The following is a 19,944-nucleotide window of genomic DNA, read 5'->3' as shown; positions in this document are numbered from 1 at the left end:
CTTAAACCAACATCAAAGCCAGACGCGCAGCAACATCCGCTTGCGCCAGCGTTTCTTGTTCACCATTACGCAAATCTTTCACTACCACTTGCTGTGCGGCCACTTCACTTTCGCCAAGTATTAATGCAACGCGAGCGCCCCATTTATCAGCACGGGTAATTTGTTTTTTGAAATTACCGCCGCCATAGTTAGTCATCAACTTTAGCGCGGGTAAATCATCACGCAGGCGCTCAGCAAGCTGCATCGCGGCACTTTGCGCGCCCTCACCCGATGAGATGAGATACACATCAACTGTTGCCGGCACTTTGAACTCTGGATTAACTGCCTGCACCAATAGCACAAGGCGCTCAAGTCCCATAGCAAAACCAACAGCAGGTGTTGCACGACCGCCTAATTGTTCTACCAAACCGTCATAACGCCCGCCGGCACAAACAGTACCTTGCGCACCCAAACTGTTGGTCACCCATTCAAATACTGTACGATTGTAATAATCCAAACCACGAACTAAACGCTCATTTACGGTATATGGGATACTGGCCTGGTCTAAAAGTTCACACAAGCCCGCAAAATGTTGTTTTGACTCTTCATCCAGATAATCAGATAGCTTAGGTGCATCATTAAGCAACAACTGAACATCCGGGTTCTTGGAATCCAATACCCGTAATGGGTTGCTGTACATGCGGCGCTTACAATCTTCGTCCAACACATCAACATGTTGTTCCAGGAATGTCACCAGCGCTTCACGGTAATCTGCGCGTGCATCCAATGAGCCGATAGAGTTCAATTCAAGCTGCACATGCTCTGAAATTCCCAAAGCACGCCACCAACGGGCAGTCAGTAGAATCAGCTCCGCATCAATATCCGGCCCTTGCAGGCCGAAAACTTCAGCGCCCAATTGATGAAATTGACGATAGCGCCCTTTTTGTGGGCGTTCATAGCGAAACATTGGGCCGATATACCACAGACGCTGTTCCTGATTGTACAGCAGACCATGTTCAATGCCTGCGCGCACGCAGCCTGCGGTTCCTTCCGGACGCAGTGTCAGACTTTCGCCATTGCGATCGTCAAAGGTATACATCTCTTTCTCAACCACGTCGGTGACTTCACCGATAGCGCGCTTGAATAACGGGGTCTGCTCTACAATCGGCATGCGAATTTCGCTATAGCCGTAGCCTGCCAGCACTTGCTTTAAGATACCTTCAATACGCTGCCATATTGCCGTATCGGCTGGCAGGTAGTCGTTCATACCACGGATGGCTTGAATGTTCTTTGCCACGTCTGTTCTCTGTAGTTTTATACCCAATCCACTTGTGTTGCCGCGGTGTCAGTAGCAACGCCAATAACATTGGGGATAGTGCAAAAAATAAAGCCGATTATAGAGGCTTGCCGCCTACATATTCAATGGCGACAATTTGTTACCTCTTTCAGCCTCAATATAAAGCGGGCCGCGCCCGCTTTTTTGTATTCATGACTAACCAATGGTTCAGGATGCTTATTTATCATCCAACATATTGATAACTATCCGATTGTTCGCATCAAGCATAGATGCTTTTGCTCGAATTTTTGCTTCTAACTGGTCAATCATCTTTTCGTTATCAAAACGCTCTTTCTGACGAACACCATCTTCGTAGAAACCACTTTTGTTGTGTGCGCCAGTCACACCAATGGTCGACACCAATGCTTCGCCCGGCCCATTGACTACGCAGCCAATGATAGACACATCCATTGGGGTAATCAGGTCTTCTAACCGCTGCTCCAACGCATTTACTGTGCCGATAACATCAAACTCTTGGCGGGAACAGGTTGGGCAGGCGATAAAGTTAATCCCACGCGAACGGATCCGCAGCGATTTAAGAATATCAAAACCAACTTTGACTTCTTCCACGGGATCCGCTGCCAGTGAGATACGCAAAGTATCGCCAATCCCTTCTGACAACAGCAAGCCCAACCCAACAGCAGACTTTACAGAACCACTGCGCGCACCACCGGCCTCAGTGATCCCTAAGTGCAAAGGGTTATTAATTTGCTTGGCCAACAGACGGTAGGAGTTTACAGCCAGGAAAACATCGGAGGCTTTTACACTCACTTTAAACTGATCAAAATTGAGGCGATCAAGAATATCAACATGACGCATCGCGGATTCAAGCAGGGCTTCTGGCGTAGGTTCGCCATATTTTTCCTGAATATCTTTCTCCAGCGACCCACCATTGATACCAATGCGGATAGGGATATTGTGGTGACGAGCACAATCAACCACAGAACGAATACGATCTTCCGAACCTATGTTTCCGGGATTAATTCGCAAGCAATCAACGCCGTATTCCGCAACTTTCAGCGCAATACGGTAATCAAAATGGATATCGGCAACCAGCGGAACATTTGACTGCTGTTTGATTAACTTGAAAGCCTCAGCCGCATCCATAGTCGGCACTGAGACTCGCACGATATCCACGCCGACACGTTCCAATGCCCTAATTTGGGCAACCGTCGCATCAACATCAGTCGTCTTAGTATTGGTCATCGATTGCACTGCAATCGGTGCACCATCACCAATTGGCACTTTACCGACGTAAATCCGAGTCGATTTACGTCGGATAATAGGTGATTCGTTATGCATTACACACTCTCCTTTACAGTCGTGTAGTTTTCGCAACAAAGCAGTCTTTCAAAACCACAACCATTCATAAGACAATGGCTGTTTGTTAGAACCACAGAGTTGTTTGTCAAAAACACAATATTACTCTACACCGACAGTCAGGCGGGCTACGCGATTAGCCTTAATAAACTTACTCAGATCTACTGGGTTACCCTGATACGTAATCGTTAATGCACCAGGTGCACCAATGGTCAGTTTGTAGGGCGCTGTCCCTGATAGATTGAGGGTCGCGCCCCCTTTTTGGATACCGCTAAATAATGTTTTTCCGCTCGCATCAACAACCTGTAACCAACAGTCAGCGGTAAAATTCATGACCAATGAGCCGACTGATGATGCAGCCCCTGCCACCCCAGCATCTGCTGTAGGCAAGGGTGATTGCGCGGTAGAAACATCAGGCAAAGGTGCCTGACTGGGCGAAACAACCGCAGACTCCGCTGAAGTTGTTCCTTGAGAGGTTGTGGTATCGGCACGGCTATTCGCCGTACCCGCAGGTGCTACACTGCTCGTCGCAGGCGCAGTGCCATTTGCTATTGGAGTAGAAGGCTCGCTATTCGCGACCGGAGCTTGGGTATCCGTAGGTGCTGCAGGACTGCTATTATCATCAGACAGCGGCACAGATTGCCCGCCATTTTGCGACAGTTGAGCAGAAGATTGATCAGCCATAGTGACTATTTCTGCTTGCTGCGCCTGATGATTTTGCCACCACCATGCTCCTGTCAGGCCTAGCACCACCAACACAATAAGCCAGGTGAAACTCATCAACCAGCCATCACGTTTTTTATGCTTTTTACCCAATGAGAAACTTTGCATTGGAGCAACTTTTGCCGCTCGGATAGGCGCTTGCTTTTCCAACATCGGCAACAGTTCATCCTCAGGAAGGTGAACTAATTTAGCGTAAGAACGAATGTAACCACGGTGGAATGTCGAGGCGAGGTTAGCTTGTGCTTTATCCTCCTCAATATCACGGATTGTGGATACTTTCAGACACAGACGTTCTGCAACCATCTGCTGAGTTAGCCCTAGTGCTTCACGGGCTTGACGCAGGCGCACACCTGTCGTCTCTGGAACAGTTTGATCTTGGGAGGCTTCAGTATTCATTAGCTAGAAAATGCTGGTACTGTTTGGATTGTGGAAAACTTCGCGCAAGCTGCTTGCCATAGCGTTGTACACTATCTTGACGGCCTGCTAGCGCGGCGAAACGAATTTGTAACCATAAACTTTCAGCACTGGCTGGAAGTACATGTTGATAAACATCCAGTAATAGTTGCGCCTGAGCGCGATTCCCTTCTCCAAAATGCCTTTGAGCTTCTGCGAGCAGCGGCTCACCCTTATCAGGGTCATATTTCAATGCCCGACTCAAGAGTACCCGAGCCTGGTCATTTTGATTCGCCCGTAAAAAGCAATATCCCGCGTTTTCCAGACTATTTGCAACCTGACCGTAATCAGGTGACAGCACGGCTGCGCTAAACTGTTGTTGGGCCGGTACATACTGCCCTAAACTACACAGAAACGCACCGTAATTATTCAGTACAGTGCCATTTCCTGGTGCCAGTTTCATTGCTTGCTGATAGCGCTGCTCTGCCGCATCATTTTCGCCGATACGTTGCTCATAAAAAGCCATACCCAATTGAGCGCGATAATCCTGTGGATCCGCCGCTACAGCCTTCTCAAGATTCTGCCGCGCAGCATTAAGGTCACCTTGCGCCAGATATTCTAAACCCAGTTGTAAACGTGTTTGCCCTGCGGCGGGTTGGCTCACTTTTTCCGGCGATGAGCCAGAACAACCAGCCAATACAGTCGCTATCAGGCAAACTCTCCACAGTCTTGTCAGCTTCATGCTTTCTCAATTGTCCTTATATGTGAAGATATCCATCATATTTCAATCTACAGGTGTGTTGGCTGCTTTCGTTCCCAAATCACGTGACCGAAGTTAAGCATTTGAGAATTTTCTTGCTCGCCACTTTCTTGTACCTTGAAATCGATTTGGCCTATGAGCACCCAATCTAGCTGCTCATGTTATTCCCATTACTGACTTTTGAATAACCTTTTTAACGCCGATTATCGAACAAATTATAAGTTGAATAACAAATAGTTATACACAAACAATTAGCATTATGAATCAGACTGTTTTAATGGCGATAGGTTCACCCGCCATTTTCTTTTTCAAAGTGCGCTTGGTGCGGTCAATCACCTCACCGGCCAATTGGCCACATGCCGCATCGATATCATCACCACGTGTCTTACGGACGATAGTCGTAAAACCATATTCCATCAATACTTTAGAGAAACGATCCACCCGGCTATTTGAACTACGGCCATAAGGTGCCCCTGGGAACGGGTTCCATGGGATCAAGTTAATCTTACACGGCGTATCTTTCAAACATTCCGCTAACTGATGAGCTTGCTCAGTGCTGTCATTGATGTGATCCAGCATAACGTATTCAACTGTAACCCGCCCACCATTAGCATTGGATTTCGCCAAATAGCGACGAACCGCAGCCAGGAAAGTTTCAATATTGTATTTACGATTGATTGGCACAATTTCATCGCGGATATCATCGGTAGGAGCATGCAACGAGATGGCCAAGGCGACGTCAATCATATCACCTAATTTATCTAATGCAGGCACCACGCCTGAGGTGGACAAGGTCACACGGCGTTTGGATAAGCCAAAACCAAAGTCGTCCATCATGATATCCATCGCGGGTACCACGTTATTCAGGTTCAACAGCGGCTCACCCATTCCCATCATCACCACGTTGGTGATAGGGCGAGTGCCGGTCGATTTTAATGACCCAATAATTTTCGCTGCCCGCCATACCTGACCAATGATTTCAGACACGCGGAGGTTACGGTTAAAGCCTTGCTGCGCGGTTGAACAGAATTTACATTCTAATGCGCAACCTACCTGAGATGACACACACAGGGTCGCGCGCTCACCTTCGGGGATATAAACCGTCTCGACTTGCTGATCGCCAACTTTGATTGCCCATTTAATGGTGCCATCTATTGAGCGCTGTTCTTCCGCCACTTCAGGCGCACGGATTTCTGCTACCCGCTGTAACTTGGCGCGCAGCACTTTATTAATGTCGGTCATTTGCTCGAAATCATCGTAGCAATAGTGATACATCCACTTCATGACCTGATCTGCACGGAAAGGCTTTTCGCCCATCTCGGCAAAAAATTCGCGCATTTGCTGACGATTTAAATCAAGCAGATTGATTTTGCTGCTGACAGGTGCAGTAGTTTCAACCGCGTTGTCAGACTGGGGGGCAGCATCAATCGGCATTGATGCAGTTAATAATTGTTCAGACATGAGTTGTCGTGGCCTCGTTGTTACACTTTACGGCGCTGCGCTTTAAACCGGGTACGGCTTTCGAAACGGCGATGAATAAATAATAGAACGCCCCGGGAGAGATGTCTCCACCGGGGCGCGGCATTGTACGAATTTTAAAGCATGGATTCCATGATTGGAAAGGTGCTGGGTCAACTTTATTGTTTCAGTTGATTAAATAGCGGCCATTCCTGCATTGAATCAATTAATTAGCTGCGCGGAAAAATTTCATCTGCGGCGAAGAAATAAGCAATTTCACGTTGAGCTGATTCAACAGCATCAGAACCGTGTACCGCATTCGCGGTGAAGCTATCGGCAAAGTCAGCACGCAGTGTACCTGCCAGTGCATTATCTGGGTTAGTTGCGCCCATGATATCACGGTGACGTTGAACTGCATTTTCGCCTTCCAGAACCTGAACCATAATTGGGCCAGAAGTCATAAACTCAACCAAACCATCGAAGAATGGGCGACCTTTATGTTCTGCGTAAAAACCTTCAGCTTGCTCTTTAGTCAGGTGCAGCATTTTAGCAGCAATAATTTTGAAGCCAGCACTTTCAAAACGCGCATAAATGGCACCGATGTCATTATTAGCAACAGCATTTGGTTTGATAATGGAGAAAGTACGTTCTAAAGCCATGATAACCTCTATTAGGTATTATAATATTGACCGGACTCGGAACCCGCCCCGATAAGCATCATCAATGAGCGCTTAGGTTTGGCTGGCGGACAGTTCCTTTACTACAAAATTATGCCGACCACTGTACAGTGGCCGCCGATTATATGTGTGTGTTTGGCACTTGCATACGGGAATTACAACATTTCATTAAAAAATATTTATCTTAATTGCTTATTTTTATGCACAACTCACATTTCACATAGAAATCGGTTTGCTGCACTGAGATTGCCGCAAAATAGATAGATATCGAGTCACAGCTCATTGATAAATTTGAAACCCACTTTCTTTTTCACAATGGCGGATGGCCGACTAATTACATCTGATACCAAAGATCGTTTGCCTTTTTTACTCAGGTGGTCGGCCAAAGCTCTGATTGCCGCGGTCCCCGCGCCTCTAATCCCGCCCTCCACTTCTGGGCGCAGGACGTAATCAGGATTCGTCAATGAACCGGCAATACCAGTATCTGATTCATTAATATCTATCGCCATCGTAATACTGACTATCTGCCCCGAGAGACGAACAACAACATAGATATAGTCGTCGCGGCTGGTTCTTAACCAACTTTGAACAACATCACTCACCAAACGCGCAGCCTCAATAACAGAGTCATCAGTCACGGCGGGATTATCGGCCACTGCGGTATGACCAGAAATAGCTTGTTCATTCTCAACAACCTCATCGGTAGTTGCCGGATTATGGCTACTTTCATTTGGCGGGATGGTCGTGAGTGACCGTGCGCTAGTCTGATAATATGTGCGCCGCCATTTATTAATCACGGGCAGAATAGCTTGCCGTGCTGCCAATGTGTCATCGGTGGCTCCGCTAATTACTTCTGTCTCAAAATGTAATTCAGTGTCTTCCATCCACTGCCCGTGCCGACGAATACGCGGTACTGTCTCAATAAATTGGAAGTTCTGTAGCGCTAATTCATAACGCCCCATTGGTAATTCTTGCGCAATGAGTGGCGGATGTACTTCTGTCTCAGCATCATGATGTTGCAAATAATCTGCATAGCTAAGTTGTGAAAAATCAAATGCAGTTTTTATATTAATTAAATCACTATCACTTTCAGCCAAGTGTTTCTGGACATTTTCGACTAAACGCTTTTCAACTTCGCTATTCGAGGCTCCTTGCCCTATATTCCCCTCTTTAATAATATTTTCAATAACCTGACCAAAATGTGCAGAATTCCAATCGGCCACATTTCTACCAAATAGCAAAGTGAAATCAGTCAAAATATTTAATGTCCATTCAACACAACCGGACATCAGATCACGGCGATGGCGCAGGTGAGGAAGTAATTGTTCTTTCAGAGAAACATTACAGGCCAATGCCGTTGCCGGTACAGTGAGAGCCTCCCCTCTCATATCCGTATTAATATGGGTTAATTCACCTTCAACTTTAGACGAGAAATCTACCGAGGGTGCGTCAAACTCAATGGGATCATTAGCCTTTATTTTTGGATATGGTTTTGCCGATCCAGATATTTGTAATATTTTATCGTCATTTTTATCAAAAAAATCATGAGTGTTACTTACAAATCTATCTACCTGATTACACTTACCCTGAATAACATAGTTATAAATACTCATGATAGGCATAAGCCAACAGGCGGCTGTTTCAATAGCGCCACGTTCTAAGCGAGAAAAGTTTTTTTCGGCTGTTAATACTATTTTATTAATAACCAATAAATTATTTTCACTAGTACTATTCACCTTGAGATTGATATTACTAAAACCAAAGTCAAATAGAGAACCAACTATTGGTGAAATATATAATGGTTTACTTCCTATAGATTCAATAAATTGAACTTCAGAATACCCACCATTAAACCGCAGTAGAAATGATAATGTATCACTCCTTTTATCCAGTTCAAAAATAAAACTATTTTCTTCATGATTTTTATGAATAAAAAATATCACCTCATCTAAAACTCTAATAATTACATTATCAAAAAAATCAAGTGAGTAATTATCACGTCCACTAAAATAAAAACTAATTAATGCTTCTTTATTTTTAACTCTGTCGTCTAACCAATAGGATCCGAAACCATACCCTTATGGAATAGGTAATATTCCTTTAACAACACAATATTGATCACAAATGAACGCCTCTTGTTGAACAACCTTAATGCTGGTTATCTCCTTGCTCATGCCAATTTTCTCTAATTCATCACTTGAGAAATTATTCATTAGAACAAAATATTTTCCTGTATATTCATCATCTGCGTAAATAGTAACATGAGTGTCATCTGGTATTGATATGGAACTAATCCTGTCATTGAATGGATTTACAATATGATACTTATTGGCGGGTTTATTATTTTGATAAAGATCGATACTTTCATTACCCGACAAACAAAATGACTCACCAGAAAACCCATCAAACTCATAAAAACAAGCCGCACTTCTGACTCTAAAAGAGCTAATTTCATTATTCAAATTTGCCCATTTCAGTAAAAGCAATGAATCAACATCATCCTTGAAAGTCAATGTCTTACCTGAGAAATTCACATCTTTAGAAACTGAAACCACCATACCATAAGGGATTTTAATAGACGATATCCTGTCATTCCATTTAGAGGGAAGGGCATCAACAGAATTACCTTCTGTCGTGCAAAGAGATTCACCTTGATAATTTTCATCCATAAAAAAGCAGACTTGGGGCTGATTAGAATATACATCTCGACTTAATATTAAAATGAAAATAATGAGTAACAGAAAAGATTGATATTTTATCATACCCCCTCCAGACTTGTTATTCATACCATTATAATGAACAGTGAAAAATCTCAAGGAAATATATTATCGCAATGGAAGGCAAATTATTAAAATATTTTTTATTATAAAAATATTATATTAAGAAAAAAATATAAAGAATGGGTTGTTGCTTGTAATTAATTAAAGTAATTAATTCAAATCAGATATTGTGCTAGTCCAGCCGAAATACCAAATTACTGACCTGCCCACTTTCATCCAATACATTAAGCTGATAACGACCAGGTAGAGATAAAGTTTGTACCCATGATTGATTATTTTCAGTTATCGCAACTTGCTCCCCATTGAGGAACCACCAATGTTGCCCTCGCCCCCCCTGCACGGCCAGACGAAGGTCAAGATGTTGCTGGCCCGGCAAACGCTTCACTATCGTGCCGTTGCGTATACCCAAAATCAGTAATGGGGCCACATCAACATCCCCTTGTGGCGGGCATTCGCGACTAACTGCGGGTAGCCGTTGACTGCGGCGCTCAGTTATCGGTAGCCAAGGTTCAAGTGGCAGTGGCCATAGTGTTAGCTGCTGCAGTCGCGCATTGGGGCAATCAGCGGCAACCCGCTGCCCCAGTGAATTCAGCCAAATACTGAGCTGGCTCCCTTGAATATTTTCCTGCCCCGGCGCGGCCAATGTTGGAGGAAGAGTGCCATCAAGCACCCAGCTTTGACGCCGCTGCCGGCAGTTAGTATCGCCAATGGCCAGTGGTTGACCGCCGGGCCAGCAAATTTCTTCCCGACTGACAGATGGGGGCCGAGGATCAAGAGGTAACCGGCGGCCATTTTGTTGTAGAGCTGTCATCAACACATTGTTGACCTGATTGAGAATTGGTATTGCCGTGGCGTAACCAAATTGACCAGCGACCGGTGTGCCATCAGGCCGCCCAACCCACACGCCAATGGTATAACGGGCATTAATACCAATGGCCCAAGCATCACGATATCCATAGCTGGTGCCGGTTTTCCATGCCAGCGGCACGGTGGCAGGTAAAATATCATCCGGTAATGGTCGGGCCTCCCCGGCCATTATGCGCCGGGTAATCCATGCAGCTCCCGCGGAAAATAAGCGCCGTTCCTGTACTTGCTGTTGCGGTTCAAAGCGCAATGTAGCCGCCATTCCTCCACGAGCAAAAGCGCTGTACGCCGCAACCAACTGATCCAGCCGCGAGCCGGTGCCGCCAAGGATCACGGCTAAACTCGGCTCACTGTAGAGGGGAAAACGTAAATTTAAGCCGCCATTACGCAAATTGGCAGTAAAGCGCTTCGGCCCATAGGCTTCCAGCAATTGCACGGCGGGGAGGTTTAGTGAACGCACTAGCGCTTCACTGGCACTCACTGGGCCATGAAATCCCGTATCAAAGTTACCGGGCCGATAGTCGCCAAAACGGCGCGGCACATCTTGCAGCAATGATTCAGCATGAATCAGACCATCATCAAGTGCCATGGCATAGAGAAATGGCTTCAGTGTTGATCCCGGCGAACGCCAGGCGCTCACCATATCCACATGACCAAAGCGGCTGTTGTCCTGAAAATCGACCGAACCGAGGTAAGCTCGCACATTCATGGTGGTATGGTCCACCACCAGCAATCCTAGCGACGTTTTCTCCGGCAGTTGGTGACGCCACCCCGCAGCCATCTCTTCTAATTGCCGCTGCAATCCGGCGTCTAAAGTCGTCTGAATCACTTCCCGTTTATTGCCACTGGTTAAGCGCCGGGCCAGTAATGGCGCTAATTGGGGTACCTGTCGCGGTGCCAGCCAGATATCTTCTTGTTTTATATCAGCAACTTGCTGCGCTGGCCACACCTGATAGTCAGCCAGTCGGTTTAAGACTTTATCGCGTGCTACTTTCGCGCGCAGTGGGTAGCGATCTGGCCGCAACCGGCTTGGAGCTTGCGGTAATGCTGCCAGCAATGCCGCTTCTGCGGGCGTCAGTTGTGAGGGAGGTTTGCCCAGATAAGTCCAACTGGCCGCGCCAATTCCTTGCAATGTGCCGCCAAAAGGGGCGCGATTCAGATAGATTTCGAGAATTTGGTCTTTGGAAAAGTGCCACTCCAACTGAGCGGTTCGCCAAACTTGCCGCAATTTCCCCAACAACGTGCGGGGATGAGGGTCGATTAGGCGGGCAACTTGCATCGATAACGTACTGCCGCCAGAAAGAATTTTACCCGCACGTAAATCCTGCCCAGCGGCGCGGATAAGTGACAGCGGGTTCACTCCAGGGTGCCGATAAAACCAGCGGTCTTCGAAGGTCAATAAAGCTTGCAGGTAATAAGGAGAAACATCACGCAAGGAGACCGGGTAACGCCATACCCCATCTGCATCGGCAAAGCGCCATAATGGCGTGCCATCTTCGGCCACGACCACCCGAGCAACCTGCGCCTCGGTCAAGGGTAGCGGCCAAAGTTTATCCGCCAGCCACAAAGCAGCCGGAAAGAGCACAACAATAAGCACTAGCGCCCAAATTTTGTGTCGTTTTTGCATCGATGGCATTCACCTCCCCCTTACAGTAGCTTACTGCCGACCATAAAGGGGAGTGAGTGTTTACTTAGAAACTTCAAGCTGCGGCACGGTACTCCCTAGCGCCCGCCAATCCGGGACATACATGGATTCTACCTGCGGAGCCGGTACTTGATAAATACCCGGTGTCACCGCGCGTGCCAGATAGAGCAAGGTGGTGTGGCGGTATGGATCAACATTGACGGCCGCCACATAGCGGTCATCACGGAACTCCTGATGCTTGATATCCGACTGCTGCATGTCTTGCAATAACTCCGTCACACTGTTGGCGCTTTCCCCCAGACTGGCGCTGCTGTCACCCAAATTCTGGTTTTCCAACTCCAAACCGGCTGGCAATAAATCAACTACCAGAGCATCTGGCACGCGCTTATCGGCCCAGACATCTAAGTACACCAAAACCAGCTCCCCGCTTTTCAGATTTGATAACTTCAGCGGCTTACCATCAAGACCAATATAACTGCGGCTGATATGCAAATTATTGCTAAATGGCGCTGGCGTTTGCAGTGGGTATCCCACAATATCCAAGCGGCTATATAGGGCCACATCACCGCGATTTTGCAATTGTATCCCACCCGCCAGCTGTTGAGCTGACCAGTTTTGATTAAGCGCCGTATTCTGAGTCAATGTCGGGCTATCCGCGATCGGCTCTGCCTGCTGCGCAATCGCCACCTGCCACGGGGTTTCAGCCCCATTCATCAGGGTGCGTCCGGCCAGGAACAGTGCATTACTCTCTTGCGTAGACAGGTAATTACGACCCATCAGCGCATTGGATAACTCCAACAAACGTGTGTCGCGCACCTGCGGCAACAGGTTATTGTCGGTCAGCAATGCCAAAATCAGCGCGTCATCGCGCAGTGGACTACCATAATCTTCCAACCAATAATCTTTGTCACTGCGAGTGGTGTTCAGCCCTTGCGTAATGGCTTCTTTGGCTCGCGGCATATCCCCCATCAATTTCAGCGCCACCCCAAGTTGCACCAATGGTAAACCGGAACGCGCATCATTGCCGCGGGTATACAATTGACGTAATGCCCCCAATGATGCCTGTTGCTGTTGCGCCAGCACCAAACCAGCATAAGCTTGAACCGCAAAGCGGGTATGGTTGGTCTGTTCACTGTAACGAATCTGCACCTGACTCGGGTCTTGCAAATAGCGCTGTAAACGATTATTGGCGGCGGTTAACGCGGCTACTGGCACACTGTAACCTTGCTGGCTGGCGCGATAGAGGAAATCAGTGGCATAAACTGTCAACCAAAACTCTTCCGGGCTGTCATTACTCCATAAGCCAAAACCGCCGTTATGACGTTGCATACTGAGCAAATGCTCAATACCGACATCAATGCTTTTACGCCGTTTTTCATCGCTGTCCGCTTTGATACCCAGTGCGGTCAGTTGCGCATTATTGCTGTACAAAGAAGGATATAGCCCGCTCACCGTCTGCTCCAGACAGCCATAAGGATAGGCATATAATTCAGTGATATAGCGGGCCAGATTCAGCGGCGGACGGCTGGTGATTAATAGCTGCCCTTGTAGCGTTTCAGGGGCCAGCCCCTCAATGGCCTCTGCCGGCAGGTTCCAGTTATCACCACTGTGCAGCACATTAGCAAAATGGCGGGTCTGAGCGGGATAAGCCGGCCGCACCCCAATTTTCCAATGATGTTGATAATCTGCCAGTTTTTCATCCGGCAATACCATCCCGGTGATGGTCAGCCCGATATCACCCTGACCAAAACCATTCAAGGCCAGAACCGGGATCAGCAGGGTTTTGCGCTCGCCAGTTGCCAGAGAGACAGACTGCGTTGGTGCGCCCTTTAATGCCAATAAATTGCTCGCCGCCCAGTTGAGTGACAGCGTTTGTGGTTGACCGGACAAATTGCTCAAGTCCAATGCCAGCTCGGTGCTATCCCCTCCCGCCAGAAAACGCGGGGTGGCCAGTTGCGCAATCAGCGGGGCCGCCACCACCACTTTAGACTCAGCTTTACCGAAGTCTTCATCACTCCAAGCTTGTGCCATCAAACGCAATTCGCCGTTAAAATCGGGGATAGGCAGTTCAATGGTGCCTTCACCCTGTGAATTTAGGCTCACGGGTTGGGCCTGTTGCGCCACAATAGTCACTTCAGTAATCGGTTTTTTACCCCCACGGGATAGCGCGTCTTCTTCATCACCATCACCACCAAAACGCAAGCTCGCCAAGCGCCCCTGCCCTTCAATCAATTGCCCGTAAACATCATATTGATCAGCACTGTAGCGTTTGCGCCCCAAGAAAGCGTCATGAGGGTCCGGCGTGGCGTAATCGGTGATATTTAAAATTCCGCTGTCGACGGCTGACAGCAACACTTGCACTTTTTGTGGTAACGGCGCGCCGGTACGGCTGGCTTTCACTTTCACCACCAAGGTTTGGTTAGGACGAATACGGGCAGGTGCTTCCAATTCCAGCGCCAGTTTGCGGGTTTCATCCACCAGCGGCAGATGCAGTAAACCAATGGCGCGTTTTGGTGTAGCCTGCTGCGATTTATCACCGGGGCGAATTACTGTCGCGCTGAGATACAAATCATGGCGATTCCAATCCGTGTTAATAGGCACTTCAACCTCTGTGCCACCCGCCGCAATGCTCACTTCCTGCCACCATAATGGGCCATCACTGGATTCCACCAACAAATAGCCGTTACCAGCAGTCGGTGCTTCGATGCGTAATTTCACTTTCTCGCCCGGCCGATAAGCCGGTTTATCCAGTGTCAGTTTGACCTGATCTGGCCGAACTGCGCCGCTGCCCGCGGTATTATCCTGCCAGCTATAACCGGCCCAGAAACGGGAGCTACTGACCAGTGAGTTATCAGGGTTACTCACCTCAATGCGGTAAGCGCCCCACTCGACCGGGAAGCTAACTTTGGCGCTGCCATTGGCGGGAATGTTCACTGACTGCTCAGCCATGGTCAGATCTTTTTTATCAAACAGTGACTGCCAGCCATCACTTTCAGACCACTGCCAATAGTAATCGCGGCGCTCACGAACCAACTTCACTTTCAAGCCATTAACCGCCAGTTTTTCACCGTCTGCATTGGCATAAACAATGTCAAAATCAGCCGTCGTGTCCTGATCGACCATAGCCTGTGATTTATAGCTGTCACTGCGGTAATCATAGACTTGCTGCTTGTTGAATAAAGGGCGAATACCTGCCAACGCATCGGCTGGCCACAAAGCCTGCTCTGCACGCCGCGTGACGGGCCGCCCACCGGATTCTAGCAAACTGGCCTGTAAAATCAGTTTCATAGGCGACTGGGCATTCTGCCAACTGTTATCGACTTCGATGTCAGTTTGGCCATCACTGTCCAATGTGGTATCAAACTCGTCTAAGGTGCGTGACAGATTTTCTTCAATAACCGAGCCAAACTCAAAACCGGGTAATGCTGCAACCGCTTCGCGCAGTGGGCGCAGGAATAATTGACCTTGCAGACGGTTACCAGAGGCCGGAGCGCCATACAGATAGCGGCCAGTGACCGCAAAGCTGGCTTCACTGTCGGTGGCAATCGGCTCTGCACTAGTGGCAATATCTAATGCCATGCGCTCTGGCAAGAAGTCTTCTACTTTAAATTTGTAGAGGCGCGGCTGGTTGTCACCCAGATTCAGACGCAATGACCACTCGCCAGTCGGGCCACTTTCTGGAATGGCGTATTGGTATTGATATAAACCATCCTGTGGCTGCCAGACAAAACTGCGAACAACCTGGTTATCAGGTTTGAGAATATCCACTTTGACTGGCTGGGTAGCCAGGGGCTTACCATCTGCATCGCGCAATAACCCATTGACGATTAAAGTCTCCCCAGGCCGATACAGGTCACGCGGGCCAAAGGCAAAAAACTGCTTCTGGAAACCTTCAGGCCCGGCAATATCAAATTCAGCCAGATCCAACGCCGGTGCGGTGAGATCAATCAAGCTGGTCTGCCCGTTTTGCGAGGCCAATAGCAATTTCGCCTTGGCATTTTTCTCTAGCTGCGCATGGCCCTGACCGTCAGTTTCACTCTGCGCCAGCACTTGGCCTTTTTCGTCCAACAATTGCAGCGACACACCTTTTAAGGCCGCGCCGCCCGCCAATGCTTGGGTAAAGACATCCAGCTGGTCATGATAACTGTGCAACGAAACACCAATATCACTCAGTGTAAATAAGGTAGCCGCATTGGTATAATTGTAACGTCCGGCTTGTTGCATCACCGCCAGATAAACACCGGATTCTTGCAACGGCTTGATATCGGCTAACGGAAGTAACAGCTTTTCGCGGGTATTGGCCGCAGGATTGAGGTCAAAACGGCCGGTATAGACCAGATCAGCCATTTTCAGCAACTCGTCCGATTCCCAGTTAGACAGCGAACTGCGGTACTGCCAATTCGCCAGGAAATTGGCCAAGCTACTTTGCTTAATGCGGAAAAAGTTAACATCAACGTTATCGACATTGAGCACCATTATCGGTAAACCCTGCGCCAATTTACCCGGCAGCAAAGAGCCTTTACTGGCAAAACCGACACTCGGCTTAATATCGCGGGTGGTAATTTGTTGCTGCTGTTGTTTACCTAACTCAGCACCGCCGATGCCTTTCAAAGCACTATCAACTGTAAGCAGCAATTTACGTTCAGGTTTGAGATGGCGTAAACGCAACTCCATCATGTTATCGGACAGTTCCCAAGCCCCGTCAATTTTCCCACTGACGGTATCAACCAGATGCACCTGTGAGGAAAAGTCCTGATTGGGATCTAATGGCTGAGAGAAAGTCAGCACCATAGCACTAGCGCCATCGAGCTGTAGCTCGGAGGCATCCAATAAAGTTAGCGGCTGCCCGGCATGCTGTTTGGCCAGTTCTGCCAATTTATTTGCATCATTAGTTTTACTTACTGGCGTTTTGACCACAGACTCACTGGCCTGTGTCGCCACCGGGGAAGATGGCGCAGCAACATCCTTATTTTTGTTCTCGTCATCACAGCCCGCTAATAATAATACCGCGCTGACCAAGAGCACCATCTGGCACCCTTTCATTCTCGACATTAACCGATGCAAACCATTGTAATTCATATCTTGCTCCCTGGTTGATGGCAAGATTATAGCATTCGCCAAACAGGGAATATAGATCATCAATTCTTGAGATTATTCTCATCATAAACTGTGAACATTTGGTGGGAAACAACATTCATATTGATAATATTTTTGAAATAAATCGCATTTAATTTTTTAAAGAAAATTTAAATTAACCTATCAAAAAACAAGCCCAAGAAAGCAGCAAGAAGAAAAAGACATTAAAAACAACAGAGTAAAATCAAAGCAATGAGACCAATGTATTAAGATAAATAAAAAGCCCCCTAAAAAACGTTTAATATTTTAATAAATAGGAATTTAAACCAAGTTTGTTTATATTTCATCAAAACTCGCACGCCTTTATTTAGTCTTTATATCATTTTAATAAATATCACCTATAAATGGGGTTTTATAAAATTATGGGCCATAGCAACACATTTAATGCGCGTTTATTGTCATTATCCATTTTTATCTCAGCGCTAGTATCAAGTGGCATCATTGCAGCACAAACAATACCTCTGGGTGAGTTTCAGCGTACCAATGATAACTGTGCGCCATAAAAAGGGAGCCATATCGGCTCCCATTCTCATTAATGATTAGTCGAAGGAATGATATTTCTAAGCCAACTGCCCCACCTGCGCTGATAAAAAGCTTGGGTATGAGTCATCAGATAGTGGCTGACTCCCCGCTCTTTCTCATTCACCACGCAAAAGTCTACCGGGCCATCATCCGGTGCATGGTCACTGGCCACATTGCCAGCCTCTTGAATCAACTGATCAATTTCATCAATGGAACCATCAACTTCCAGCCCCACCAATAAATTAGGTTTCTCATCTGCCGCCTTATCGTGCATCAGCGCCAAGAAAGCCCGTCGCACCGCCTTACGCTGGCTGAACAGTTGGATCAATGCATCGACCATCGCCGAAGGGTACTCTTCCGGCTGCCCTAACAGAATTTGGCTCTCTTTATCCACCACCATTTCAGCCGGTTGAGCTAAACCGCCGTTCTCCAGTAGCATCGCCACTTCTTGCGGCCAAAACTCTTTACCGTGCTCTGATTTCGGATTCAAAAACAGATGCGCACCCTGTGTCATTTCAAATAACACCCGCACTGGCATAGCAATGAATGGCTGTTTTTCACTGTCAACCTGTTGATCTTCAGCGATATCTAGCGCTTGCTGTAGCACCTCGACCGAGGTAAAGAATGGAATGACTGATTCACCATCCTGCTTTTCCCAGTGCAGAATATTCACACCATTGCCTGCCGTGAATGTCATTTCACCATCCTCACCACTCTGATCTGAATCCTCCACCAGCACTAAAACCGTGGCATCTAACAGCGCACGAAAAAAGGCGGTGCGATGAATTGACTCCGTCGCCGCCAGTTTGAGCAAAGACTCCAGATTTTGGTCTTCATCATGGGGATGGTGATCGTGATTATCATCAGGGGACTGCGGCAAACTCATGATCTACTCCAGAAAACAATCAAACAAAGGGACGCTAAAAGCGCCCCACAAGCCTCTAACAATACTGATTGAAGAGGGGAAGCATGCCGCTCGGGTCGTGGCGACATAAGCCGCCGGAATGCCCGTAGGTGCGCTAGCCCCTCACTCACTCAATGACTATTTTGCTTTCGATAACAGCAGGTTAGCAATAGTGCGAACACCTAAACCAGTAGCGCCAGCAGACCATTGCTCAACGGCGCTTTTACGGTAAGTAGCAGAACAGTCAATGTGCAGCCAACCTTGCTGATAGTTTTTCACAAAGTGCGACAAAAATGCCGCCGCGGTGCTGGCCCCGGCGCTGTAAGCCGCGCCCGCGACATTATTCAACTCAGCAAAATTAGAAGGCAACTGGCTGCGATGGAATTCGGCCAGCGGCAAGCGCCAGAACGGTTCATGCTCAACTTTTGCGCTGCTCAGCAACTCTTGCGCCAGTTCATCATCAAAGCTAAATAACGCGTGGTAATCATTGCCCAAGGCGGTTTTCGCTGCCCCCGTTAACGTCGCCGCGTCAATAATCAGCGGTGCGTTCTTCTGCTCAGAGGCATCAATCAGACCATCAGCCAATACCAAGCGCCCTTCTGCATCGGTATTCATGATTTCAACAGTCTTGCCATTGCGGTAACGGATAATATCACCCAGTTTGAAGGCATTACCGCTAACCATATTGTCGGCGCAACACAAATAAAGTTTCACACGCTCTTTTAACCCACGGGCTGCCGCTAATGCCAATGCACCCGTTACTGTTGCAGCACCGCCCATATCGGATTTCATCGAATCCATAAAAGCGCTCTGTTTCAGGCTATAACCACCTGAATCAAAAGTAATTCCTTTGCCGACCAAACATGCCATAACTGGCGCATCCGGGTTACCTGTTGGGTTGTAATCCAGCGCTAACAAGACTGGCGCACGATCAGACCCACGGCCGACAGTGTAAATCCCGGCATAGCCTTGCTCACGCAGGTCTTCGCCTTTGGTAATGCGATAGCTGACGGCGTCGCATGATACCGAGCACAGCAAATCAATCGCGTTTTTTGCCAGCTGTTCTGGCCCTAAGTCTTCTGCCGGTGTATTGATGGTATCGCGCACCCAGTCAATAATCTTTAGCCGTTGTTCCAGCTCGGTTTTTTCGTCCACTGGCAGTTCTGCCCACTCCACGCTGCGCTGGCCTTTTGGCCCACGGAAACCTTGCCAGAATGCCCAGCTTGGCTCCAGACCCCAGCCCTCTCCGGCCAGTTTTACATGTTTAATACCTTGCCCATCTATTTTGCGGGCAGCGCGTTGAATAGCACCTAATTTACCATTACCTGTCAGGTGAATGGTTATCCCCTCAGCATTCGTGCTGAGTATTGCTTTGTCGCCCCAACGGGCATCAGCGGGCTTATCGGATAGGGTTACTTGCATCATTTCTGTTGTCATGAACTACCTC

The 19,944-nt window shown here is 47.7% G+C and carries 10 protein-coding genes and 1 pseudogene; all 11 read right to left on the bottom strand.

Going from position 1 to position 19,944, the window contains the following annotated elements; all coding sequences use genetic code 11:
• Window position 1: 1 nt before the first annotated feature.
• Entirely contained in the window at window positions 2–1,276 is a 1,275-nt protein-coding gene (hisS, locus tag F0T03_RS05750; protein ID WP_145557508.1) for a histidine--tRNA ligase, read from the bottom strand.
• 216 nt (window positions 1,277–1,492) lie between these two features.
• On the bottom strand, window positions 1,493–2,617 hold the full coding sequence (ispG, locus tag F0T03_RS05745) for a flavodoxin-dependent (E)-4-hydroxy-3-methylbut-2-enyl-diphosphate synthase (RefSeq protein WP_145557510.1): 1,125 nt from the start codon (window positions 2,615–2,617) through the stop codon (window positions 1,493–1,495).
• Between the two features lie 120 nt (window positions 2,618–2,737).
• On the bottom strand, window positions 2,738–3,754 hold the full coding sequence (rodZ, locus tag F0T03_RS05740) for a cytoskeleton protein RodZ (RefSeq protein ID WP_145557513.1): 1,017 nt from the start codon (window positions 3,752–3,754) through the stop codon (window positions 2,738–2,740).
• Window positions 3,744–4,493 (bottom strand): type IV pilus biogenesis/stability protein PilW, encoded by a 750-nt coding sequence (gene pilW / locus F0T03_RS05735; RefSeq protein ID WP_159677423.1) that lies wholly within the window; start codon window positions 4,491–4,493, stop codon window positions 3,744–3,746. Before pilW ends, rodZ begins: the two co-directional genes overlap by 11 nt.
• A gap of 282 nt (window positions 4,494–4,775) precedes the next feature.
• Entirely contained in the window at window positions 4,776–5,945 is a 1,170-nt protein-coding gene (gene rlmN / locus F0T03_RS05730; RefSeq protein ID WP_246169952.1) for a dual-specificity RNA methyltransferase RlmN, read from the bottom strand.
• Window positions 5,946–6,199: 254 nt separating this feature from the next.
• Window positions 6,200–6,628 (bottom strand): nucleoside-diphosphate kinase, encoded by a 429-nt coding sequence (ndk, locus tag F0T03_RS05725; RefSeq protein WP_004707890.1) that lies wholly within the window; start codon window positions 6,626–6,628, stop codon window positions 6,200–6,202.
• Between the two features lie 290 nt (window positions 6,629–6,918).
• Window positions 6,919–9,408: pseudogene (locus F0T03_RS05720) on the bottom strand (exotoxin).
• A gap of 190 nt (window positions 9,409–9,598) precedes the next feature.
• Window positions 9,599–11,917: a peptidoglycan glycosyltransferase PbpC gene (gene pbpC / locus F0T03_RS05715; RefSeq protein ID WP_208787096.1), complete on the bottom strand. Its 2,319-nt coding sequence runs from the start codon at window positions 11,915–11,917 to the stop codon at window positions 9,599–9,601.
• Window positions 11,918–11,977: 60 nt separating this feature from the next.
• Complete coding sequence (locus F0T03_RS05710) at window positions 11,978–17,014, bottom strand: alpha-2-macroglobulin family protein (protein WP_159677421.1); 5,037 nt, start codon at window positions 17,012–17,014, stop codon at window positions 11,978–11,980.
• A 589-nt stretch (window positions 17,015–17,603) separates the two neighbouring features.
• The gene (sseB, locus tag F0T03_RS05705) at window positions 17,604–18,479 is read right to left on the bottom strand and encodes an enhanced serine sensitivity protein SseB (protein ID WP_162526885.1); all 876 of its coding nucleotides are present in this window, start codon (window positions 18,477–18,479) and stop codon (window positions 17,604–17,606) included.
• 156 nt (window positions 18,480–18,635) lie between these two features.
• Window positions 18,636–19,934: an aminopeptidase PepB gene (pepB, locus tag F0T03_RS05700; protein ID WP_159677420.1), complete on the bottom strand. Its 1,299-nt coding sequence runs from the start codon at window positions 19,932–19,934 to the stop codon at window positions 18,636–18,638.
• Between the last annotated feature and the right edge of the window lie 10 nt (window positions 19,935–19,944).

This window comes from Yersinia canariae (assembly GCF_009831415.1).
GTDB classification, from domain to species: domain Bacteria; phylum Pseudomonadota; class Gammaproteobacteria; order Enterobacterales; family Enterobacteriaceae; genus Yersinia; species Yersinia canariae.
This window is presented reverse-complemented; position numbering and strand designations above follow the sequence as displayed.